This window comes from Pseudomonas sp. Fl5BN2, assembly GCF_009908205.1.
Classification (GTDB): Bacteria; Pseudomonadota; Gammaproteobacteria; order Pseudomonadales; family Pseudomonadaceae; genus Aquipseudomonas.
In genome coordinates this window covers 13,772-36,753 of sequence record NZ_JAAARL010000038.1, presented here as the reverse complement: position 1 = coordinate 36,753, position 22,982 = coordinate 13,772, and the positions used below count along the sequence as shown (strand labels likewise).

23 protein-coding genes are annotated in these 22,982 nt (G+C 62.0%); 11 read left to right on the top strand and 12 right to left on the bottom strand.

Features of this window, described 5'->3' with window-relative positions:
• The first annotated feature begins 163 nt into the window (after positions 1 to 163).
• The 8 genes from GV819_RS31595 to GV819_RS31560 all read left to right on the top strand — a co-directional run bounded on the left by GV819_RS31595 (position 164) and on the right by GV819_RS31560 (position 6,884).
• Complete coding sequence (locus tag GV819_RS31595; protein ID WP_256667695.1) at positions 164 to 436, top strand: DUF5339 family protein; 273 nt, start codon at positions 164 to 166, stop codon at positions 434 to 436.
• Between the two features lie 70 nt (positions 437 to 506).
• Positions 507 to 1,217: a DUF1266 domain-containing protein gene (locus tag GV819_RS31590; protein ID WP_178126150.1), complete on the top strand. Its 711-nt coding sequence runs from the start codon at positions 507 to 509 to the stop codon at positions 1,215 to 1,217.
• Positions 1,218 to 1,680: 463 nt separating this feature from the next.
• A complete protein-coding gene (locus tag GV819_RS31585; protein ID WP_161759949.1) occupies positions 1,681 to 2,457 on the top strand; it encodes an ABC transporter substrate-binding protein in 777 nt (258 codons plus the stop codon).
• Between the two features lie 91 nt (positions 2,458 to 2,548).
• A complete protein-coding gene (locus tag GV819_RS31580) occupies positions 2,549 to 3,238 on the top strand; it encodes an ABC transporter permease (RefSeq protein WP_161759948.1) in 690 nt (229 codons plus the stop codon).
• 13 nt (positions 3,239 to 3,251) lie between these two features.
• Positions 3,252 to 3,950: an ABC transporter permease gene (locus GV819_RS31575; RefSeq protein ID WP_161759947.1), complete on the top strand. Its 699-nt coding sequence runs from the start codon at positions 3,252 to 3,254 to the stop codon at positions 3,948 to 3,950.
• 9 nt (positions 3,951 to 3,959) lie between these two features.
• Positions 3,960 to 5,072 carry a succinylglutamate desuccinylase/aspartoacylase family protein gene (locus tag GV819_RS31570; protein ID WP_161759946.1) on the top strand — a complete coding sequence of 371 codons (1,113 nt, stop codon included), beginning with the start codon at positions 3,960 to 3,962 and terminating at the stop codon, positions 5,070 to 5,072.
• Positions 5,073 to 5,090: 18 nt separating this feature from the next.
• Positions 5,091 to 5,855: an ABC transporter ATP-binding protein gene (locus GV819_RS31565; RefSeq protein ID WP_161759945.1), complete on the top strand. Its 765-nt coding sequence runs from the start codon at positions 5,091 to 5,093 to the stop codon at positions 5,853 to 5,855.
• Between the two features lie 120 nt (positions 5,856 to 5,975).
• Positions 5,976 to 6,884 (top strand): MurR/RpiR family transcriptional regulator, encoded by a 909-nt coding sequence (locus GV819_RS31560; protein ID WP_161759944.1) that lies wholly within the window; start codon positions 5,976 to 5,978, stop codon positions 6,882 to 6,884.
• A gap of 254 nt (positions 6,885 to 7,138) precedes the next feature.
• On the opposite strand, the gene GV819_RS31555 is transcribed toward GV819_RS31560, so the two are convergent.
• Entirely contained in the window at positions 7,139 to 8,023 is an 885-nt protein-coding gene (locus tag GV819_RS31555) for a LysR family transcriptional regulator (protein WP_161759943.1), read from the bottom strand.
• 117 nt (positions 8,024 to 8,140) lie between these two features.
• On the opposite strand from GV819_RS31555, the gene GV819_RS31550 reads away from it, so the two are divergent.
• Both GV819_RS31550 and GV819_RS31545 read left to right on the top strand, forming a co-directional pair.
• Positions 8,141 to 9,520, top strand: a complete 1,380-nt coding sequence (locus tag GV819_RS31550) for a M20 family metallopeptidase (RefSeq protein WP_161759942.1) — start codon at positions 8,141 to 8,143, stop codon at positions 9,518 to 9,520.
• 74 nt (positions 9,521 to 9,594) lie between these two features.
• Entirely contained in the window at positions 9,595 to 10,881 is a 1,287-nt protein-coding gene (locus GV819_RS31545; protein ID WP_161759941.1) for an MFS transporter, read from the top strand.
• A gap of 136 nt (positions 10,882 to 11,017) precedes the next feature.
• On the opposite strand, the gene GV819_RS31540 is transcribed toward GV819_RS31545, so the two are convergent.
• From GV819_RS31540 to GV819_RS31490, 11 genes are all read right to left on the bottom strand, one after another.
• Positions 11,018 to 11,377 carry a hypothetical protein gene (locus tag GV819_RS31540; RefSeq protein WP_161759940.1) on the bottom strand — a complete coding sequence of 120 codons (360 nt, stop codon included), beginning with the start codon at positions 11,375 to 11,377 and terminating at the stop codon, positions 11,018 to 11,020.
• Between the two features lie 131 nt (positions 11,378 to 11,508).
• Positions 11,509 to 11,724, bottom strand: a complete 216-nt coding sequence (locus GV819_RS31535; protein WP_161759939.1) for a hypothetical protein — start codon at positions 11,722 to 11,724, stop codon at positions 11,509 to 11,511.
• A gap of 132 nt (positions 11,725 to 11,856) precedes the next feature.
• Positions 11,857 to 12,468, bottom strand: coding sequence for a hypothetical protein (locus GV819_RS31530; RefSeq protein WP_161759938.1), 612 nt, complete (start codon positions 12,466 to 12,468; stop codon positions 11,857 to 11,859).
• Between the two features lie 138 nt (positions 12,469 to 12,606).
• On the bottom strand, positions 12,607 to 13,044 hold the full coding sequence (locus GV819_RS31525) for a hypothetical protein (RefSeq protein ID WP_161759937.1): 438 nt from the start codon (positions 13,042 to 13,044) through the stop codon (positions 12,607 to 12,609).
• Between the two features lie 284 nt (positions 13,045 to 13,328).
• Complete coding sequence (locus GV819_RS33580; RefSeq protein ID WP_368668961.1) at positions 13,329 to 13,766, bottom strand: DUF4303 domain-containing protein; 438 nt, start codon at positions 13,764 to 13,766, stop codon at positions 13,329 to 13,331.
• A gap of 301 nt (positions 13,767 to 14,067) precedes the next feature.
• A complete protein-coding gene (locus tag GV819_RS31515; protein WP_178126149.1) occupies positions 14,068 to 14,793 on the bottom strand; it encodes a hypothetical protein in 726 nt (241 codons plus the stop codon).
• Between the two features lie 142 nt (positions 14,794 to 14,935).
• Complete coding sequence (locus tag GV819_RS31510; protein WP_256667696.1) at positions 14,936 to 16,009, bottom strand: 2,3-butanediol dehydrogenase; 1,074 nt, start codon at positions 16,007 to 16,009, stop codon at positions 14,936 to 14,938.
• Between the two features lie 88 nt (positions 16,010 to 16,097).
• Positions 16,098 to 17,210 carry an acetoin dehydrogenase dihydrolipoyllysine-residue acetyltransferase subunit gene (locus GV819_RS31505; RefSeq protein WP_161759933.1) on the bottom strand — a complete coding sequence of 371 codons (1,113 nt, stop codon included), beginning with the start codon at positions 17,208 to 17,210 and terminating at the stop codon, positions 16,098 to 16,100.
• Positions 17,210 to 18,223 (bottom strand): alpha-ketoacid dehydrogenase subunit beta, encoded by a 1,014-nt coding sequence (locus GV819_RS31500; RefSeq protein ID WP_161759932.1) that lies wholly within the window; start codon positions 18,221 to 18,223, stop codon positions 17,210 to 17,212. Before GV819_RS31500 ends, GV819_RS31505 begins: the two co-directional genes overlap by 1 nt.
• 33 nt (positions 18,224 to 18,256) lie before the next feature.
• Entirely contained in the window at positions 18,257 to 19,234 is a 978-nt protein-coding gene (locus tag GV819_RS31495) for a thiamine pyrophosphate-dependent dehydrogenase E1 component subunit alpha (protein ID WP_161759931.1), read from the bottom strand.
• The gene (locus GV819_RS31490) at positions 19,212 to 20,309 is read right to left on the bottom strand and encodes an ATP-NAD kinase family protein (protein ID WP_161759930.1); all 1,098 of its coding nucleotides are present in this window, start codon (positions 20,307 to 20,309) and stop codon (positions 19,212 to 19,214) included. Before GV819_RS31490 ends, GV819_RS31495 begins: the two co-directional genes overlap by 23 nt.
• Before the next feature lie 355 nt (positions 20,310 to 20,664).
• On the opposite strand from GV819_RS31490, the gene GV819_RS31485 reads away from it, so the two are divergent.
• On the top strand, positions 20,665 to 22,533 hold the full coding sequence (locus GV819_RS31485) for a sigma-54-dependent Fis family transcriptional regulator (protein WP_161759929.1): 1,869 nt from the start codon (positions 20,665 to 20,667) through the stop codon (positions 22,531 to 22,533).
• Positions 22,534 to 22,982 lie beyond the last annotated feature (449 nt).

The following is a 22,982-nucleotide window of genomic DNA, read 5'->3' as shown; positions in this document are numbered from 1 at the left end:
ATACGAGATTAGCGAGTGTCTCGTGGGCTCGGAGATGTTTATAAGAGACAGGAAACAAACTCGGAAAAGCCCGCAAACCGATTAAGACTCTTCTCATATCTAAAATCCCTCCCCGCCCTCAGGTTATGCGCGCAACTAAAAACACATCACGGAGAAATAAATCATGAAAAAAGCTCTCGCAACATTCGCATCAATTTCCGCACTCGCCTTATCCAGCGCCACCATGGCCGCCGACCTCGGCCCCTCGTGCACCGAATACTTCCAGCAAATTGATGAATTCGTAGCGGCCAACCCTCAAGGCGAATCAATGAAATCGCAATACGAGCTAACAAAAAAACAAATGAAAGAAATGCCGAGCACGGTTCAAGAGCCGGCATGCAAGCAAGCATCTGACATGATGAAACAAGCCATGAGCAAGATGCCAGCCAGCAAGTAACCCGATAGGCACGTATAACCAAACATACGTGCCGCACCATCAGCACCACCACTCTTATAGAATTTTCACAATGAATACAGTCATCTTAGTTGGATGTGCCTTTGCTGTTTACCTGGCCATACTTCTCATCTTCATGAAGCGCAAAAAAATAGCTCAACTCACCGAATTCAAATCTCGTCACTCCGGCACTTCGCTCGATGAAAAACAAAAAAACGCCTTGGCGTTTGGCGGAATCCTGTTCAGTAATCGATTTGAAAAAATTCTCAGCATCTTCCCAGAAGATGACTTGAACAAATACATCGCAGGACTCAAACACGAATGGGAAATCGATAGCCCCGATACTGCGAAAGAAACACTGGGTGAACTGATCAAGCTCTCCAAGAGCAAAGACATCGATCAATACATTGAAAGTGCGCTTAATCCAGAGATTAAAGCCGTGCAGAAAAGCATTGCAAAAGAACTGGGAATATCACTGGCGACAGTAGAACGCACCCGGTCCACTTTTGCCTGGGACACCATGAGAGCGGTGTCATTGGCCAGATGGTGTTATTGGGCGGGTTATCTGAGCGAACAAGAGACCTGGGCATTTATCCACGATGCTGTCGATATTGCCCGCCGACTTGGAACTGGCTGGGAAGATTACACCGTATCTTTTTTGCTGGGCAGAACCCTTCACGGCTTTGACCTTGACGACATCAGCTCGATGGCTAAGTACATCCTCAATGGAAAAGCCAGGGGCAGTCAGGACACCGATATTTATCTGAAGTATTCGTACAAATAAAACAGCCCAGACACCTCTGCGCCGGAGTTTTTACCAGCGTCCGGCGCACAACACCCAGGCCCACCCGTACGCACCACGTCAACCCCGACTTCCAATTGCGCCTTGCCTGGGTAGAACCAAGAAGGTCGACGTGACCTTGCCAGGCCAGGTGCTTCGGCAGATCGATCGCTGCTTGCACAAGCACACCCTCAAGCGCCGGCCATCTTGTCTGGCGGATGCGGCGCTGGAAAAAACCGGCCGATAAAGGCCTCCGCACGCCCCACACGATCTCGGACTCAATGCCCGCAGCGACCGGACTCTGGACCATTTCTCACGACCCAGACTGATATGATTTTTTTCAATACTGTTGCAGATAGATTTTTATTGTGTCATTTATAGCCTCGCCGATCACGGGACTGATCCACCGCGCCACCCCGGATGGCGGGCACCCGTTTCCCCCAATGCCCTGCAAGGAGTCAACAATATGAACAAGACCGAACTTCTAGGTGCTCTGCTGCTCTGCGCGTCCAGCTTGCTGGCCCATGCCGACGAAGACAGCCTGCGCATCGGTATCGAAGCCGCCTACCCGCCCTTCTCCTTCAAGACCCCCGAGGGCAATGTCAGCGGCTTCGATTACGACATCGGCAACGCCTTGTGCGAAGAAATGAAGGTCAAGTGCGAGTGGGTCATCCAGGAGTTCGACGGCATGATCCCGTCGCTCAAGGTGCGCAAGATCGATGCCGTGCTGTCGTCGATGTCGATCACCGAAGACCGGATGAAGTCCGTGGACTTCAGCAAAAAGTACTACCACACGCCGGGCAAGTTCGCGATGAAGGCCGGCAACCTGATCAATGACCCGTTGGTGGACCTCAAGGGCAAGAAAGTCGGCGTGCAACGCGCCTCGACCTACGATCGTTTTGCCACCGAGCAACTGGAGCCCGCTGGCGTGCTCGTGGTGCGCTACGGCTCACAGAACGAAGCCTTCCTCGATCTGGCCTCAGGCCGCCTGGACGCCACCCTGGCGGATATCGTCAACACCAACGAGAGCTTCATCAAGACCGCCGCAGGCCAGGGTTTCGCCCTCACCGGGCCGGACATCAACGACCCGAAATACTTTGGCCGGGGCGCCGGGATCGCCGTGCGCAAAGGCGACAGCGCCAACGTCGCGCGGCTGAATGCAGCGATTGACGCCATTCGCGCCAATGGCAAATACCAGCGCGTGATGGCCAAGTACTTCGCGTTCGATATCTACGGCGAGTAAGCCTGTCCCTGAGCCCCGGCGCCGGCCTATTGCAGGCGTCTCCCGGGGCTTGTGTTGCGCGCCTCGCGGCGCTCGCTTGAGGAACTTCATCATGCTCCAAGGCTACGGATCGAGCATTCTCGATGGCGCCTGGCTGACCATCAACCTGGCCCTGACGTCCATGTCCCTGGCGATTGCCCTGGGCCTGATCGGCGCGGCCTTGCGCCTGTCACCCATGAAATGGCTGGCGCTGCTCGGGGAAAGCTACACCACCCTGATTCGCGGGATTCCCGACCTGGTGCTGATCCTGCTGATTTTCTATGGCGGCCAGGATCTGGTGAACCGCCTGGCCCTGGCGCTCGGCTACGCCCGCTACATCGACATCAACCCCTTTATCGCCGGGGTCTGCACCATGGGCTTCATTTTTGGCGCCTACCTCTCGGAGACCTTTCGCGGTGCCTTCATGGCCATTCCCAAGGGCCAGGCCGAGGCCGGGCTGGCCTATGGCATGAGCGGTGCGCAGGTGTTCTGGCGGATTCTGGTGCCGCAGATGGTGCGTTTCGCCATTCCCGGGTTCACCAACAATTGGCTGGTACTGACCAAGTCCACAGCGCTGATCTCGGTGATCGGCTTGCAGGACATGATGTTCAAGGCCAAGAACGCAGCGGATGCCACCCACCAGCCCTTTACCTTTTTCCTCGCGGTGGCGGCGCTGTATCTGATGCTCACCAGCCTGTCGTTGCTGGTGCTGCGCTGTCTGGAAAAACACTACTCGGTCGGCATCAAAGCCGCCGAACTGTGAGGGGGAACGATCGATGATTCTCGACTACCAACTGATCTGGGAAAACCTGCCGCTGTACCTCAACGGCGCCCTGGTGACCCTCAAGGTCCTGCTTATTTCCCTGGCCCTGGGCTTGGTGCTGGCATTGCCACTGGCGCTGATGCGGGTGTCGCGTTCGCCGCTGATCAACGCGCCGGCCTGGCTCTATACCTACGTGATTCGCGGCACGCCGATGCTGGTGCAATTGTTCCTGATCTACTACGGCCTGGCGCAATTCGAAGCCGTGCGTCAAAGCCTGTTCTGGCCTTACCTGTCCAGCGCGACCTTTTGCGCCTGCCTGGCCTTCGCGATCAACACCAGCGCCTATAGCGCCGAGCTGCTGGCCGGCAGTTTGAAATCCACGCCCCCGGGCGAGATCGAAGCTGCCAAGGCCATGGGCATGTCACGCCTGACCCTGTACCGGCGCATTCTCCTGCCGTCGGCGTTGCGCCGGGCATTGCCGCAGTACAGCAACGAAGTGCTGATGATGCTGCAAACCACCAGCCTGGCTTCCATCGTCACCCTGGTCGACATCACCGGGGCGGCGCGCACGGTCAGCTCGCGGTTCTACCTGCCGTTCGAGGCGTTCATCACCGCCGGTCTCATCTACCTGGTCCTGACTTTCATTCTGGTGCGTCTGTTCAAGCTGGCCGAGCGCCGCTGGCTGGCGTACCTGGCACCGCGCAAGCACTAAGGAGCTGCCATGGAGCACATTCAATACCGATTGCCGTGGAGTGCCTCGGGCACCGAACGCACGCTGACGCTGTTTCGTTTTGGCAGCGGCACCCGCAAAGCCTATATCCAGGCGTCGTTGCATGCCGACGAGCTGCCGGGAATGCGCGTCGCCGTCGAACTCAAGCGCCGGCTTCTGGAGCTGGAAACACAAGGCCGCCTGACCGGGGTGATCGAGTTGGTGCCGATGGCCAATCCGATCGGCATCGCCCAGATGTTCCAGGCCACCCACCAGGGGCGCTTCGAGTTCTCCAGCGGCAAGAACTTCAATCGCGACTTCCCGGAACTGTTCGAGCCGGTTGCAGCAGAACTGCAAGGGCAATTGGGCTCCGACGCCGAGGCCAATGTCGCGCTGATCCGCCGCGCCATGGCCGAGACCCTCGCGGCCATGCCGGCCCCCGCCTCGGAACTCGACGGCCTGCGCCGCCTGCTGCTGCAGCATGCGTGCAACGCCGATCTGGTGCTGGACCTGCACTGCGATTTCGAATCGATCATGTTGCTGTACGCCATGCCGCAACACTGGCCGCGCCTGCAGTCACTGGCTGCGCGCCTCGGCGCCGGGGTCACGTTGCTGGCCGAAGATGCCGGCGGCAGTGCCTTCGACGAAGCCTGTGCGATTGCCTGGCTGCGCCTGGCGGAGCGCTTTCCCGAAGCCAACATTCCCCTGGCGTGTGCGGCCACCACCATCGAACTGCGCGGCATGGCAGACACCGAGCGCGAGCAATGCATCGACAGCGCCGAAGCCATTCTCGGCTACCTCGCCGAGCAAGGCCTGATCAGCGGCGACTGGCCCGCGGCGCCGCCGAGCCATTGCCAGGCACTGCCCTTTGCCGGCGCGCAGTACGCCTGTGCGCCGCATCCGGGGGTGGTGAGCTTTCTGCAACCGCTGGGCGCAGAGGTCAAGATCGGTGACCCGCTGTTCGAAGTCATCGACCCTGTAACCGACCGCCACAGCCTGGTCCGCGCCAGCGTCGACGGCATTCTCTATGCCCGCGAACGGCTGCGCTTTGCCCAGCCCGGATTGTGGTTAGCCAAGGTGGCAGGTGCTACCCCCATTCGCCAGGGTCGCTTGCTCAGCGACTGATTCCAGAGAGTTCACAGCATGTACAAACTTGAAGTTCAGGACCTGCACAAAAGCTACGGCACGCACCAGGTGCTCAAGGGCGTATCCCTGCAGGCACAGGCCGGTGACGTGATCAGCCTGATCGGCTCCAGCGGCTCGGGCAAGAGTACCTTCCTGCGGTGCATCAACCTGCTGGAGCAACCCAATGCGGGCAGCATCTTGCTCAATGGCGAAGCGCTGAAGCTGGTGGCCAACCGGCAGGGCGGGCTGAAGGCCGCCGAGCCCAAGCAGTTGCAACGCATGCGTTCGCAGCTGTCGATGGTGTTTCAACACTTCAACCTCTGGTCGCACATGAGCGCCCTGGAAAACGTCATGGAAGCCCCGGTGCAGGTGCTCGGCCTGACCAAGCAAGAGGCACGGGAGCGGGCCGAGCACTACCTGGAAAAAGTCGGGGTGGCACAGCGCATGAGCGCCTGGCCGGGGCACATGTCCGGTGGCGAACAGCAGCGCGTGGCGATTGCCCGCGCCCTGGCGATGGAGCCGCAGGTGATGCTGTTTGACGAGCCGACCTCGGCGCTCGACCCCGAACTGGTGGGTGAAGTGCTGAAGGTCATGCAGGACCTGGCGCAGGAAGGCCGCACCATGGTGGTGGTGACCCACGAAATGGGCTTTGCCCGAGAGGTGTCCAACCAACTGGTGTTCCTCCACCAGGGCCTGGTCGAAGAGCGCGGCGCCCCTCGCGAAGTGCTGGCCAATCCGCAGTCCGAACGCCTCCAGCAGTTTCTTGCGGGAAGTTTGAAATAAGATCGCTGCGCCACCGCTCAACGCAACCCTGACGTGGTCGGCCTCGGATACACTCCAGCCGATCTCGTCAGGGCACCAGGCACAGCCCTTCTCTCACCTTCAGCCACTGTTGAGCCGGATATGCCAAGCCCATCCAAAGACACCACCGTCTACGCCGCGCCGGTCATGCGCAAACTCACGGAAATCGTTGCCGATCTGCCGCCGTCACTGCGCAAGGTGGCGGACTTCATCCTGCGTCACCCGCTCAAGGCCGCGACGCTGACCATCGAGGAGATGGCTCACGCAACATTGACCTCGCCCGCCGCCGTCAACCGCCTGGCCAAAGCCCTGGACCTGGGGGGCTACAGCGGCATGAAGGCCGAACTGGTGGCCACCTTGCAGCAGATGGTGTCGCCGGTGGACAAGCTGCGCAACGAACTGGCCCAGCGCCCGGGCGGCGCCTTCGGCCTGCACGAGCAATTGCAGAGCGCCAGCAGCAACCTGGCCACCGCCGCGAGCAACAACCACGCCGACAGTTTTGATGCCTTCATCACCCGCCTGACCACGGCCCGCAAGGTCTACATCCTGGGGTTCGGCAACAGCGTCTACCTGGCCGGGCTCGCCGCCGCGACCCTGATGCCCTTCTGCGCCGAAGCCACGGCCATCAGCATGGAAGGTGGCAATGAAAATGCCGCGTACCGGCTGGCCGCGATCACCGCTCAGGATGTGTTGCTGGCGATCTCCCTGCCGCGCTACTCCCTCGACACCCTGCAACTGGCACGCTTCGCCAATGAGCGCGGGGCAACGGTGCTGGCGATTACCGACTCCCCCGCCTCGCCGCTCACCGCGATTGCCGAGCACACGCTGTTTGCGCCTTGCGATCACCCGGTGCTGACCAGTTCCAACATCGCCGTGCTGGCCTTGATCGAAGGCCTGGTCGCCGGAGTGATGGCGCGCAATGAAAAAGCGGTGAAACTGGCCACCGAACTGACGGAAAGCGTGATGTCGTACCTGCACATTCCCAGCCAGGGCAAAGCGCTGAAAAAGTGACGGCAAGAGGCAGGAAGATCAAACACCCCACGGGTTTTACCCACGTCCGTAGGAGCCGGCTTGCCGGCGAAGAGGCCCGCAAGCCATGCATTGATCCAGCCGACGCCTTCGCTGGCAAGCCAGCTCCTACAAAGAAGAATCAGGCCGGCCGCAAGGCCGCCGTTTGCTCTGGCTTTGGCTTTTGATCTCCAAGGCCCCGTTAACCACGATGGCCGAATGCAGGCATTGATCCGTGGGTAACCCGGCAAGCCCCCTCAGCCCTCCCGCTGCAACCCGGCGATCAAGGTCTGGATAAAAAATTCCAGGCTCTGCGGCAGCACCCGCTTGGGCATGGTCAGCACCTGGATATCCCGATCGCCCAAGCGCGGGTTGGACAACGGCACCGACACCAGTCCATCCATGCCCTGCCCCTCGCCGCTGATGGCACTGGCAAACGCCACCGTATCCGACTGCCGGACAAACTCATGCAGAGCCCCGGAGAAGTTGCAGGTCATCACCTGATCAAAGCTCAAGCCATCCATCTGGCACACCAGGTCCAGCAACTGCCGCTGGGTGGTGCCCTTGGGCGTCAACGCCACCGGATACCCCTGCACCTGCGCCAATGACAGCAGCCCGGCGCTGGCCAACGGATGCCCGGCGCGCATCAGGGCGCGAATCGGCGAGCGGATCGAGTAACACACATTCACCCCCTCCACCGGCTCAGTGCTGAAGGTCAGCCCCACATCCGCCTCGCCCCGGCGAATACGCTGCACACACTCATGGGGCGAGATCACCTCCAGGCGGTACTCGGCCCCGGGCCGCAGGCGGTAATGCTCCAGCAGCACCCGCGGCAGGAAATACCGCGACAGCCCCTCGGTGGACACCAGCCGAATGACCTTGGCCCCCGGATAGCCCTCGCCGCGCAGTTCGGCGAGGATGTTTTCCTGCTCCAGCCAGGTACGCCGGGCGTGTTCAGCCAGGGCTTCGCCGGCGGCGGTGAGTTGCATGCCCCGCGGGCGCCGCTCGAACAGCGCCACCCCGACGCTCTCTTCCAGCAGGGCGATCTGCCGGCTTACCGCACTGGGGGCGATATGCAAACGCTCCCCCGCCGACGCCAGGGAGCCGGCATCGATCACCGCCAGAAAATACCGATAGTCCATCTGCGTCCCCTTGCAAGGCATCCAATTTTTAGAATCATGCCTTCAAAAAACAGCAATATACAGATGCCTTGACCCACTCCACCATGGGCCTGTTCCCCTTGCCCGACCGGAGTCGCAATGACCAAGCAAGCTGCCCTCACTGGCGTGCGCCAGTACCTGGACGACGGCCACTTTGAACAGGACCTGCGGCGCCGGGTGGCGTTTCGCAGCGACAGCCAGGACCCCGCCCACGCCAGCGAGTTGCCGCGCTACCTGCTGGAAGAGATCCAGCCGCTGCTGCAACGCCTGGGCTTCGACTGCCAGATGCTGGCCAACCCCGAAACCGGCGGCCCGTTCCTGATTGCCACGCGCCTGGAAGACCCGGCGCTGCACACGGTGCTCAGCTACGGCCATGGCGACGTGGTACCCGGCCATGCCGAGCAGTGGCGCGCGGGCCTCGACCCCTGGCAACTGACCGTGGAAGGCGAACGCTGGTACGGCCGTGGCACCGCCGACAACAAGGGCCAGCACAGCATCAACCTGGCGGCCCTGGAGCAGGTGCTCAAGGCCCGCGACGGGCGCCTGGGCTTCAACCTCAAGCTGCTGTTCGAGATGGGCGAGGAAGCCGGCTCCCCGGGGCTGCGCCAGCTGTGCCAGGAACACCGCGAACGGCTGCGGGCCGATGTGTTCATCGCCTCCGACGGCCCGCGCCTGAATCAGGCCCGGCCGACGCTGTTCCTCGGCTCCCGGGGCTCGGCGCAGTTCCGCCTGGAGCTCAACACCCGGGACAAGGGCCTGCACTCGGGCAACTGGGGCGGGGTCATGAGCAACCCCGGCGTGGTGCTGGCCAACGCCCTGGCCAGCCTGGTGGACCGCAACGGGCGCATCCGCTGCCGCGAACTGGTGCCGGCGAGCATTCCCGAGAATGTGCGCGCCGCCATCGCCGACCTGGAGATTGATCGCGACTCCCTGGGCCGGCCCCTGGACGAAGACTGGGGCGAACCGGGGCTGACCCTGGGCGAGCGCCTGTTCGCCTGGAACACCCTGGAAATCCTCGCCTTCAGCACCGGCAACCCACAAAAACCGGTGAATGCCATTCCGCCCCGGGCCGTGGCTTTCTGCCAATTGCGCTTTGTCCTCGGCACCCCCTGGCAACAGCTGGAAAGCCTGCTGCGGGCGCACCTGGACCGCGAAGGCTTCAGCCAGGTCGAGATCGTCATGGAGCGCTGCTCCCCAGCCACTCGCCTGGACCCGGACAACCCCTGGGTCAGGTTCGCCAAGACCTCCATCGCCAACAGCAGCCCCCAGCGCCTGGCCCTGTTGCCGAACCTGGCGGGCACCCTGCCCAACGACATCTTTGCCGAGGTACTGGGACTGCCGACCCTGTGGATTCCCCACTCCTACCCCGGCTGCTCGCAGCACGCCCCGGACGAACACCTGCTGCTGCCGGTGATTCGCCAGGGCCTGGAGATCATGACGGCCTTGTTCTGGGACCTGGGGGACCTGCCCCGGGCCTGAGGCCGTCGCTGCCCCGCCCGGCTCACGTCGGGCACCTGTCGCTCAAAATCCAACAATAAGCAGGAGCGTCCTGTATGACAGAATTAGCCGCCACCTCGACCGCGATCCGGGTCGAACCCAAAGCCCTGTACAAACCCATAGGCGCCGCCCTGATCGGCAACACCCTGGAGTGGTTCGACCTGTCGATCTACGCCTACTTCGCGCTGACCATCAGCCAGGTGTTCTTTCCCACCGCCGACCCGACCTTCTCCCTGCTGCTGGCCTTTGCCACCTTCGGCATCTCGTTCCTGATCCGCCCCCTGGGCGCGGCGGTACTGGGTTCCTACGCCGACCGCCGGGGGCGCAAGAAAGCCCTGACCCTGTCGATCCTGATCATGCTGGCGGGCACGCTGCTGATCGCCATCATGCCCAGCTACGCCACCCTGGGTATCGCCGCGCCCATCGGCATTCTCCTGGCGCGGCTGCTGCAGGGCTTCTCCGCCGGTGGCGAGTTCGGCACCTCCACCGCCTTCATGCTGGAACACGCGCCGCCGCGCACCCGGCACTTTGTCGCCAGCCTGCAATTCGCCAGCCAGGGTTTTGGCGTGGTCATCGCCTCGACCTTCGGCTACTTCCTGACCAAGCACCTCGATCCCCAGCAGATGCTTGACTGGGGCTGGCGCGTGCCGTTCTTCTTCGGCCTACTGCTGGGCCCGGTGGGCCTGTACATCCGCCGCACCGTCGACGAATCGCCGGACTTCAAGGCCAGCGAACCGGGGGAACGCCCCTTGCGCGAAGTGCTGGTGACCCAGAAGACCCTGCTGCTGATCGCCATGGGCACCCTGGTGGTGTCCACCGCCTCGAACTACATGATCCAGTACATGCCGTCGTATGCTGCCACCAGCCTGAACATTTCCCAGTCCTCGGGCTTTCTGGCGACCCTCACCGGCGGCCTGATCCTGACCATAGTCACGCCCATCGTCGGCTACCTGTCCGGCCATGTCGGGCGCCTGAAAATCATGCTGGCAGCGGCCGTGGTCTACGCCGTGGCGATCCTGCCGGCGTTCTTCTGGCTCAACAGCCGTCCGAGCGCCAGCTCCCTGCTGCTGGTGGTCGCGATGATGGCGCTGATCAAGGCGGTGTACTTCGCCCCGCTGCCGTCGCTGATGGCGGACATCTTCCCGGTGCGCACCCGGGTCACCGGCATGTCCTTGAGCTACAACCTGGGGGTGACGATTTTCGGCGGTTTCGCCCCGGTGATCGCCACCGGATTGATCGCCCTCACCGGCTCGCAACTGGCACCCAGTTTTTATCTGATGCTGGCAGCCTGTTTGAGTATTGGTGCAATTTTGATGGCGGGGAGAAAACTCAAGTTGCAGTGAGGCTGGATGCATCGGCTGAGGTTCTTGCCACTCCGTCACCCAAGGGCGGCGTAGTGGTAACGGACTTCACCGTGCAGGACTGATGCCCCAACTGACATTCAACACACGCAGACGGATGAAAGAGTGCGCTGACTCTTTAATGGGGAAATGTTCCTTGAGCGTAAGCCTGCCAAAGGCGGTGTATAAAACCGCTATCGACCTGGTGCTTGAATGCCTGCACGATCAGGCCAAAATCATCCGACACATAGCCTGCAAGATCCGGATTGCCAGTGATCTGATAGACCTTCTTGAAGGCAGCCTCTCTGACTTGCCTGATGGATTCATCTTCAGGCGGACATGACGAAAGCACTTGTTCATAGCTAGCGCTCCACGCGCTGGCAAACTCGATGCCATCCCGTGAATCCAACCTGGCATCCCAGTCAGTGTTCTCCTGGAAAATCAGCTCAAGAAAAACACCGTCATTTATCCTGGAGAGCACTTCACTCAGCCCCATCATCCCAGCCCATCTCCTTGAACCACTTCTCGATCAGCTCTAGCGCTTGCAGTGGCGCGACACTTCCACCCAAGAGGAGCAGCCATGAAAACGCAGGGCAACCGGCAATTAATAAACACCTCTGGCATTTATTGTTAAATAGCTTGTTTATAGAGCCCCGTGAAAAAACCTGGAAGACCATCACTGATCATGTACATATCGCTTGCGCTGGGTTCCTCACCTTCATCTGCCTCGGTCTCATGATCCCAGAAGAATATCTCCAGGGAGTTATTGTCCAATCTGATTAATACAAGATTGCCCCCGGGGCCGTGGGCAATAGGCCCTTTAGAATCCAGAATAGCGGCCATCATGATCTATCCTCCTGCTGCCGTTGCTACACCACATGCCCTTGGACATTACTCAACTCCCGCGACGTGCCATCGGCGCGCCGTGGAAAGAGTCGGGCTGCCACCTTAAACACCTGCCAGCGTATTGCCCATGGGCTAAAAGCCTTCAAACAGTTTTAAATCAAATTCTTTATCTTTTATAACCCGCTTACTCTGGCGCACCTTATCCAACATGCCGCACTCGACAATTTTCGCGTCATTTTTTATTGCACAATAAATGAATGGCGCTGGAAAAGAGTATTCGTCTGGAGACTCCAACACATCACGAATGGTTCTTTGGCCGGGAATGATGCAGGCGATGACTTTCGGCACATAGTGATCTTCAAGGACTTTCTTAATATGCCCGCAAACAGCCTCCACGTCAGCAAGCGAGGGAGTTTTTATGGCCCCTCCAAGTTCCAGACTGAATTTTTTACCCTCCTGACCAAGCGTCGTAAATGAGCAACAGGAGTCATTGAACACATTACTTTTGTAGGGCGGTTCAATGCTGGACAAGCCCTCAAAAATCGCGCCCCCGTAAACAGTCCCACCAAGGTAGTAGCTGTCAACCCGGGCCAGGTGTTGAATATACAGTTCCGCGACAAATTTATTTCCACTCTTGAATTTTAGTTTGTTTTTTGAGGCTTTTATCATTGAGTTGGAAAGCTCAATCTCCTTCAATTTCTCAAGCAATTTCCGCTCAAATATCGCTCTATTTTCAAGACTCATACACCACCTACATTTCAATAGCTTAACACTGCACCTTACAGTAAGCGCACCACACGCTATGCCCTTCGACCTCGGTCATGTCCTGCGAAGTGCCAGGTCCGGGCATGCAGCAGGCGGTTTTCGCAGGATCAAAAACCCTCAAGGCACAAAGTTAAAAACCTGTTTCGCATAGTTCTTCCAATCAGGAATACGGGAGGACTTAAAGTACTGTTCAAGTTCCTTACTCCCCCGCCTAGCCACTATGAGGTCCACAAGATTGATCAAGAGAAAGGCTTTTGAATACCCGTGACACTTGACCAGCACGCTGGGCTCATAGCCTTCCTGCTCCACATCCTGGTCTTTTTTGGCAAGTTTATTGATTGAGAATTTCAATAAACCCTCTCCATCATTCAAAGCTTCCTGTATTTCTTTATACGACACGCCAGACAAGGCGATCCTTCTGGCGTCTATTGCAGCCATTACATCTTCATACTCTTGAAAAATCTCAATCCCTGCAGCGGACTTAATGGCATTCACTATAGATTCATACTTTTCACAAAATATGATCGATTTGATTTCCTGAATGTGATCCAGCATCCATCGACTCCTTTTAATATCCGTATCAAATCCGCACCTGATGACTGCTTCACATCCCCAAAGATCGGGCAGTCGGTCTGATCATCGGAAAACACCAGCCTTTGATGATCGAGACTGTGCTCATGGTGCCAGCAGGTCATGTGCTTGCCGTTGTCGCCAAATCCAACATCATCGATCGGGCCGTGAATACCCTCACCGTTGAGGCCGAACGGCAACAACGCCAGTTGCTTGAGCAGGCGTTCCAGATCGATACCCGTGCGATACCTGGACCGGAACATTTGACATTACTGCTGGACAATCCAGCGCTCAAACTCGGCCGCCTGCGAAGGGCAATTGGTGTCCCTGATCCAATGGATTTCCGTCTCCGGGTCGAGAGTATCGGTCACCGAGAAGGCGAAAATGACGCCAGCCAACTCGGTCTGGCGCAACTCTTTAAGGGCGTCGACGCAGAGGCCAAAAACAGCATCGCAATGCTGTTTGAAGTCGGGCCCTTCCGAGACCGACTCACAGGAGCGCCGCATATCCTCGGATATGTCCGCAAAAAACTCCTCGCCAAAGCCCTCATGACTCCATTCGCCGGGACTCCACTTGAAATAGACGGGATCTTCAGGGTACTTGGCCTGCATCTTCGCCAGGTGGGTTTTGCAGTTGAGCGATACAGACAGGGAGGTTGCGTCCGCGTCGGAGTACAACGCAAAGCCGCACACTTCAGACTCGGGCATTTGCATTGTAAATTTCGCTATCGCCTGACGAGAGGCCGTGACAACTCGGCGGTGAAATTCAGCGGCATCAAAAACAACCATGATGCTATTCCTTATGGCAACACGTTGATTGTTTCGCCAGCGCAGTGCCGGCGCATTTTTCGTAAAGCCAGGCCCCTATCCGCAGCGTTCCCGGCGCTGCCAGTAACCGCCCTGGCCAAGGCTTCACACACTCGCCCGGTATTTTGCGCGGTACGCGCCTCACAGCACCAGCCCTTCGACGCCGGACCTTATCGCAGCCTTCGGTAGCGGCGCTTGTCGGCTACTGCACCGGCAAGAAATTCATCAGCAACAAGCTCTGCGCGTAATTGAGCCCCACCCGCCGATAGCGCTCATCGAGAATCTGCGTCAGCAGATCCAGGCGCGCCACGATCTTGCCGAACTCCACGGCAAAACTCAGGTTGCTGCCCTCCTCGGAAATCTCATTGGAGAACAGCAACAGCACGCCGTTGGCATCCTGACGCTGGCTCAGCAGCCAGGTGGCTTTCTCGATATTGCGCGCGGCGTTGCTGATGAACTGCGGATCGATGGTATCGGTCATGTAGAACTCGGTCCGCCCGCCGTGGGCCGTCACCAGCATGCTGCCAATGGCATAGATGAAGGCTCCGACCCGATCGCCCTGGAACTCCGGGCTCAGGGAATAACTCAGGGCCGCCAGGTCGCGGCGATCGCCCAAGGCTGGCAATGGCTGGCGTTGTTCAATGGCATTGCGGATCTCCCGCTGGGCTGTGGTGCCATCGGCAAACCCCGACTTGCGCCACTGGCTGGGGTTGCGCAGATAGAGCTTGCCCATCAGCAGGTACAGGCTCTGCAGGTTGTCACGCATGCCGATGGTGGCCATGCGATCAACGCTGGTCTGGAAAAATTCGTCAGGCTTGCCTTCACGAAACTGTTTGGCGATATCGCGCCCTTGCTGCTGGGTGCAGGCAGTGGCGCTGAGCATCAGCAGCCCTGCCAGAAGCAGGCGCTGAAAGCGGTTTTGCATCATGCAAGAAGAGGGAGCGTAGGCCATCGGCACCGGGTCGGAATTCACGGGCTGCGGCGGGGATCGGCGCAGCCAGGCCTGGTGATAGAACGCAAAACTGTAAAAAAGTGCGATGGCCGCTGCCGGCCATCGCCAAATCGCTCGTTTACGAGCGTTGCAACGGTCCCGGCGAAACGATGATCTTGACGTTGTGTTCCTTGTTGTTGACCAATTCCTCGAAGCCCTGGCCAACGATCTGTTCCAGCTGAATCCGCCCGGTCACCAGGGGCGAAATATCCAGGCGGCCGTCGGCGATAAAGGCGATCACATCGGCAAATTCACCGTTGTAGGCCAGGGCCCCCAGCACCTGTTTTTCGGTGGCCACCAGCTCGAAGAAGTTGAACTCGCTGGGCTCTTCGAAAATGCCCACCAGCACGCACTTGCCGGCCTTGCGGATCAGGTCGATGGCCAGCTTGGCGGTGTGCTTGTTACCAATGCATTCAAAGCTGACATCGGCCCCCAGGCCACCGGTCAGGCGCTTGACCTCGGCCAGGGCGTCGCATTCCTTGGGGTCGAGCACGTGGGTCGCGCCCACCTCCAGGGCCTTGGCCTTGCGCGCGCCGGACATTTCCAGGGCGATCACCTGGGCCGCGCCGGCAGCCTTGGCGCACATGATGGTGCACAGGCCGATGGTGCCGGCGCCAACCACCACCACGTTCTGCCCCAGCAGGCTGCCGGCCTTTTTTACCGCGTGCATGCCCACCGCCAGCGGCTCGATCAGTGCCCCTGCCTCGGCGGGAAAGTTGGCCGGCAAGGCGTACAGCAGGTTGGCCGGCACGTTGACCAATTCGGCGAAGGCACCGTTGTTCATCAGCCCGGTAAAGGCCAGGTTTTCACAGATGTTGTACAGGCCGTGGGTGCAGTAGTAGCAGGTGCCGCAATGCTGGCAGGCGTCGGCGGCCACTGGCTGGCCAACGCTGAAACCCTGGACCCCTTCGCCCAGAGTGACTATCTCGCCGCAGAACTCGTGGCCGAGGATGCACTGGCCCTTGATCCCGGTCAGCGGGTGCGGTGCGTCCACCGGAATGAACACCGGCCCGGCCACGTATTCGTGCAGGTCAGAGCCGCAGATGCCGCACCAATCGACGCGGATCTGCACCCAGCCGGCAGGCGGCGCGTCAGGCAGTGGCACGTCTTCGACGCGGATATCGTGGCGGCCATGCCAGACCGCGGCACGCATGCTGGGAACCGGCTTGAGGGAAACACTCATCTTGGCTTCTCCTTATTGTTATCGAGCTGCGACGGCCCCCTGGCCGCCGCAGAACACTTCAGTGCTGCTGGATAAAGTCGAGGATCAGGCGGTTGACCTGCTCCGCCGCTTCCATCTGCAGCATGTGCCCCTGCCCCGGCAGCACCTCGATCTGCGCCTTGAGATCGGCACTGTGGCTCACTGGAATGATCCGGTCGTCGCTGCCCCAGATCACCAGCACCGGCTGCGGGCCGTCCTGCACCACCGGGCGCAGGTCGGCCTGCTGGCGACCGTCGGCGAACAGCTGTTGCGCAAGCTGCCCGAGGGCCGCTTGCACCCCTTCCAGGCGCTTGTACTTGAGCATGTCGTCGAGCATCTGCCGGTTCACCAGCTCGGCATTGGAGAACAGCTGCACCAGCTGCGGCTTCAGCGCATTGCGGTTGCCCGCCTCGACAAAGCCTTGCAGGTAGTCGCCATTGATCTCGCGGCCCAGCCCGGCACTGCCGATCAGGGTCAGGGAACGCACGCGGTCTGGCGCCAGCCGCGCGGTGTTGAGGGACACCGCGCCGCCCATGGAGTGGCCCATCAGATGGGCCGCGGGAATCTCCAGGTGATCCAGCAGCGCCAGCAGCACTTCGCTCAATTCGTCGAGGTCACCCCGTTGCAGGGCCTTGGTCGATTCGCCGTGGCCCGGCAGGTCCAGGGCAATCACCCGGCGCCCGGCGGCCAGGGCCTCGTGGTTGAACAGCCAGTTGTTGAGGTCGCCGCCAAAGCCGTGCACCAGCAGCACTGGCGTGGCGCCTTCACCGCGCTCGAAATAGCGGATCAACCGACCGCCGATTTCCACCTTTTGCGGCGCCGGGCCGCTGTCTTCGTCGGCGCTGTCACCGGGCACGAAGCTGGCCTGGAACTGCTCGATCACCGCGTCGATCTCGGCGTCACTGGCTTCGCCATCCACCACGATGCCCAGCAACGCGCCCACCGCCAGGGTCTCGTCCTGGCGGGCGATCTGCCGGCGCAGAATGCCGGAGAACGGTGCCTCGACGCTGCTGGAGATCTTGTCGGTCTCCACGTCCAGCACTTCGTCGCCCTTGCTGATGCTCTGCCCCTCTTCCTTGAGCCAGGCATCGACCCGGCCCTCGGTCATCGACAGGCCCCACTTGGGCATGGTCAGGGTATGGATCTGGCTCATCAGCGGCTCCACTCGATCACAGTGAGCACGGCTTTCTCGATCTTCGCCGCGTCGGGGATGTACAGGTCTTCCAGAGCGTCGGAGAACGGCACCGGGGTGTGGGGCGCGGTGACCATTTCGATCGGTGCCTTGAGCGACGCGAAGGCTTTCTGCGCCACCAGGGCCGAGATGTCGGTGGCCATGGAGCAGCGCGGGTTGGCTTCGTCGATCACCACCAGGCGCCCGGTCTTCTCCACGCTTTCCAGGATGCTGTCTTCGTCCAGGGGGCTGGTGGTGCGCAGGTCGATCACCTCGCAGTCGATGCCGCGCCCGGCAAGGCTACGGGCCGCCTCCAGCGCGGTGTTCACCGTGCGCCCGTAGGACACCAGGGTCACGTCCTTGCCATCGCGCAGGAAGTTGGCCTCGCCGAACGGAATGGCGTAGGACTCTCCCGGCACTTCGCCCTGCAGGCTGTAGAGCAGCTTGTGCTCGCAGAAGATCACCGGGTCGTTGTCGCGGATCGCCTGGATCAGCAGGCCCTTGGCGTCGTAGGGCGACGACGGGCAGACCACTTTCAGCCCGGGGATGTGAGTCCACAGCGAGGTGAGCATCTGCGAGTGCTGGGCCGCGGCGCGCAGGCCGGCGCCGACCATGGTGCGGATCACCAGCGGGGTCTGGGCCTTGCCGCCGAACATGTAGCGAAACTTCGCCGCCTGGTTGAGGATCTGGTCCAGGCAGCAGCCGGCGAAGTCGACGAACATCAGCTCGCACACCGGGCGCACGCCGCGGGTAGCAGCACCGACTGCGGCGCCGACGTAGCCGATTTCCGACAGCGGGGTGTCCAGCACCCGGCCGGGGAATTGATGGTAGAGGCCCTTGGTCACCCCGAGCACGCCGCCCCAGGCGTCGTTGTCGCCGGGGGCGCCGGCGCCGCCGGCCACGTCTTCACCCATGATGAACACGCTGGGGTCGCGACGCATTTCCTGGGCCAAGGCTTCGTTGATGGCCTGCTGGTAACTGATTTTTCTCGCCATGATGGTGGTCTCTTGTTGTTCTGGGAGGAGGCGTTACGGGTAGCTGACGTACACGTCGCTGAGCAGATCGGCGGGGCTCGGCTTGGGGTCGGACTTGGCCTTGCGCACCGCGTCTTCGATCAGCGCTTCCACCTCTGCATCGATCTGGTCCAGCTGGCTGGCCTGCAGCAGTCCGGAACGGCTGGTGCTCTGGCGGAACTGCATCAGGCAGTCGTTGTGCTCGCGGTAATGCTTGACCTCGTCCGGGGCGCGGTAGGTCTGGGCGTCGCCCTCGAAGTGGCCGTAGTAGCGGGTCAGCTTGACCTCGATCAGCGACGGCCCCTCCCCGGCCCGAGCCCGCTCCACGGCAGCGCCGGCGGCTTCGTGCACGGCGAAGAAATCGAAGCCGTCCACCGTCACCCCGGGCATGCCGAAGCCGGCGGCGCGGTCGGCGATGTGATCGCAGGCCACCGACCAGTTGGACGCCGTGGCCTCGGCGTAGCCGTTGTTCTCGGCGATGAACAGGCACGGCAGGTTCCACACCGAGGCCATGTTCATGGCCTCGAACACCGCGCCCTCGTTGGAGCCGCCGTCGCCGAAGAACACCACCGACACGCCGTCGGTGCCTTGCAGCCTGGCGGCCAGGGCCGCGCCCACCACCAGCGGCGCGCCGGCACCGACGATGCCGTTGGCGCCGAGCATGCCCTTCTCGAAATCGGCGATGTGCATGGAGCCGCCCTTGCCCTGGCAGACCCCGGTCTTCTTGCCGTAGATCTCCGCCATCATCCCGTAGACGTCCACGCCCTTGGCGATGCAATGGCCGTGGCCACGGTGGTTGGAGGCGATGCAATCATCATCGCGCAGGTGGGCCATGACCCCGGCGGCCGAGGCTTCTTCGCCGGCGTAGAGGTGGACGAAACCGGGGATCTCGCCGGTGGCGAATTCCACGTGCAGGCGTTCTTCGAATGCGCGGATGGTGCGCATCACCCGGTAAGCGTGAAGCAACTGGTCAGTGGTCAGGGGTGTCGACATTTTTATTCTCCAGGGTGTCTTGGGACTGAAGGTTCACGGGGTGTTGCCGGTGATGGCGGTCGATGGCCAGCAGGCGCTGGCGCGCCGCGTGTTCCAGCACCGCATTGACGTCGATGCTCAGCGGGCCGCCGGTATCCAGGGTGACCGTGGGCCGGTCGTGGGGGTTGAATTCGATCTCGCGCTCGCCATCCAGGGCCAGGGTGCCGGCGTTCAGGCACAGCGGCTGGGGCACCTCGGGTTGCAGGTAGCCGGCGTCCAGCACGCCGCAGCCCTGCAACAGGCCGGGGGCCAGGGGCACCAGCAGCGCTTCGGGGGACTGCGGGTCCAGGCGCATCCAGGCGCCGTGGGGCTCCTGGCGGGTCACCGGCAGCCACAGCCCGCAGAGGGCGGAAATGCCGATGGACTGGGGTTCGGCAAAGGTCACGAACACCTGCACCAGGTCGCTAGCACGGCTGATGGCCCGGGCGCCGACAAAGGCCAGGGGCGACACCGCCACATCCACCAGGGCCACTTCGCACAGGCCCCGGGACGGCTCGCGCACCAGCAGCCGCTTGTTGCGCCGCAGGGCGATCTCGGCGGGCACCCGGCCGCTGGCGTAGAGCCCACCGGCCAGGCCGGCGCTAGTGGCTTCGCGCAGTTCCGGGAAAGCATTGTTGGTGCCGGTGGACAGGGTCAGCAGCGGAATGTCGCCGACCTCGGCGGCCACCGCCTTGTGGGTGCCATCGCCGCCGAGCACGGCGATCAGCGCCACCCCGCGCGCGGCCATCCAGCGTGCGGCCTGGCGAGTGTCCTCGACGCTCTGGCGCAGGGTCAGGTCGAGGAACTCCAGGGCCGGCCAGTGCTGCTCCCGGGCCTGGCGGCTGCGGCTGTTCTTCTGCACCGCGGCGGCGATGCCGGTCATGTCGGTGGGCATCAGCACCTGGGTGACGCCAGTGGCACCGAAGGCCGCCAGCAGGCGCTGGATCACCGAGACCTTGTCGGTGCTGGAGAACAGCCCGGCGTTGGCGGTGAGGCGGCGCACATCACGGCCCGAAGCTGGGTTGGCGATGATGCCGACGCTCAAGGGGCGACTCATGAGCTCACCGCTGGCGGTTCACAGGCAGGGAAAGACATACAGCACCTCGTTCTTATTGTTCGATGGGCCAGTCGCGGCGAATGGTCGGTCGCTGGCTACCAAGGCCTAGAGCAAGGCCGGTGCCAGTTGCCTTGAAAAGCCTGAAAAACGCTGTTCCAGAGCGCTTCTCTTGAGTGACTGCAAGGCTTGCTCACAGGCCCGCCTGAGACGTTGCATGTCAGGCGGCACGGGCTCTTGGCGAGACCTTGAGACGTTCCGTCTCACCCCCGCCGTCCGGGCAGCCAGTGCTTGTCGAGGCTCGCGGAACAGCGCTTAATGCGCCGACAACGATAAGAAGCTGCAACCGGAGGCCTTCATGCTTTCCGCACATTCAAAAGCCCATGTGGACTGCGTCAGCCGGGTCCTGAAAAACGCCGCGCACCTGCCCCAGGCGCCAGTGCCAAGCCTGATCCTCGATTCCTGGCGCCGCTCGATGGAGCAGCACCAACTGGACCCTGGCTCGCTGCAGGGGCCGCGCATCCTGTCCGAGAACGTACTCAAGGAATGCCGCGAACGTTCCGAGCTGTTCCTGCGCATTGCCAGCGAAGAAGTGGCCCGCCTGCATGGCCGGGTGCGCGATGCCGACTACTGCGTGCTGCTCACCGACGCCCAGGGCCAGACCATCGACTACCGGGTGGAGTCCACCCTGCGCAACGACTGCCGCAAGGCCGGGCTGTACCTGGGTACCTGCTGGTCGGAGGGTGAAGAAGGCACCTGCGGCGTGGCGGCGGTGCTCACCGCACGCGCGCCGATCACGGTGCACAAGCGCGACCACTTTCGCGCCGCGTTCATCGGCCTGACCTGCTCCGCCGCCCCGGTGTTCGACCCCCAGGGCGAGTTGCTGGGGGTGCTGGATGTGTCGGCGGTGCGCTCCCCGGACGACCGCCGTTCCCAGCACCTGATCCGGCAGATGGTGGTGCAGAGCGCGCGGGAGATCGAACAGGCGTTCTTCATGAACAGCGCCCAGGGCTATTGGGTGCTGCGGGCCCACGCCAGCCCGGGCTATGTCGACAGCCAGCCCGATTACCTGCTGGCCTGGGACGACGACGGCTGCCTGCGGGCCCTGAATCCGGCGGCGCGCCATTACCTGCTGCGGCGCCATGGCCGGCTGCCGCAACACATTGCCCAGGTGTTCGACCCGCAACGGTTGCAGCGCGCCCGCGACGAAAGCCTGTGCCCGCTGTCCGCCGAGCTGCATGGCCGCTTGCAGGCGCCGCGCCGGCCCCAGAGTCGCCCGCGCCTGAGCCTGGCCGGGGAACAGCTGGACCCGCGGGTGGAACAGAGCCTGCGCCTGGCGGTACGGGTCAAGGACCGGCATTTGCCGGTGCTGATCCAGGGCGAGACCGGTTCCGGCAAGGAAGTCTTCGCCCGCCAACTGCACCAGGCCAGCCAACGCAGCGACCGGCCTTTTGTCGCGGTGAACTGCGCGGCGATCCCGGAAAGCCTGATCGAGAGCGAACTGTTCGGCTATGTCGCCGGGGCTTTTACCGGGGCCTCGAACAAGGGCATGCAGGGGCTGCTGCAACAGGCCGATGGCGGCACCCTGTTCCTCGATGAAATCGGCGACATGCCCCTGGCCTTGCAGACCCGCCTGCTGCGGGTGTTGGCCGAGGGTGAAGTGGCACCGCTGGGGGCCTCGCGGCGCCAGTCGGTGGATATCCAGGTGATCTGCGCCACCCACCGCGACCTGGAAGCGCTGGTGGCCGCGGGCAGCTTTCGCGAAGACCTGTATTTCCGCCTGGGGGGCGCACGCTTTCAACTGCCGCCCCTGCGCGAACGCAGCGACCGGCTGGCGCTGATCACCCGGATTGTCGAAGAGGAATCCAAACGCTGCGGCGCGCCGGTGCAACTGGGTGATGTGGCATTGGAATGCCTGCTGGGCTACCGCTGGCCGGGCAATGTGCGGCAATTGCGGCATGTGCTGCGTTATGCCTGCGCGGTGTGCGAAGGGCCGCTGATCCAGCTGCACGACTTGCCCGAACAACTGCGCGGCGGCGAAGCGCCAGACGCCCTGCCCGCCCCGGAAACCGCCACCAGCCCCGAGCGCCAGGCCCTGCTGGATGCCCTGGTGCGTCACCGCTGGAAACCCCTGGCCGCGGCCAAGTCCCTGGGCATCTCCCGCGCCACCCTGTACCGCCGCGTGCAGCAGCACGGCATCCAGATGCCTGGCAGAAGCCCGACCTAACCCACACCGACCGTAGGAGCCGGCTTGCCGGCGAAGAGGCCCCTGGATGGGGCGGCGATCTTGCGGACGCCTTCGCTGGCAAGCCAGCTCCTACACAAAGCTCCGCGGTGTGGCGAGATCCGTAGGAGCCGGCTTGCCGGCGAAGAGGCCCCTGGATTGGGCGGTGATCTTGCGGGCGCCTTCGCTGGCAAGCCAGCTCCTACACGAGGCTACGCGGTGTGACGAGATCCGTAGGAGCCGGCTTGCCGGCGAAGAGGCCTTCAGATTGTGCGGCGATCTTGCGGACGCCTTCGCTGGCAAGCCAGCTCCTACACAAGGCTCCGTGGTGTGGCGATATCCGTAGGAGCCGGCTTGCCGGTGAAGAGGCCCCTGGATTGGGCGGCGATCTTGCGAACGCCTTCGCTGGCAAGCCAGCTCCTACACAAGGCTGCGCGCCGTGGCGAGATCCG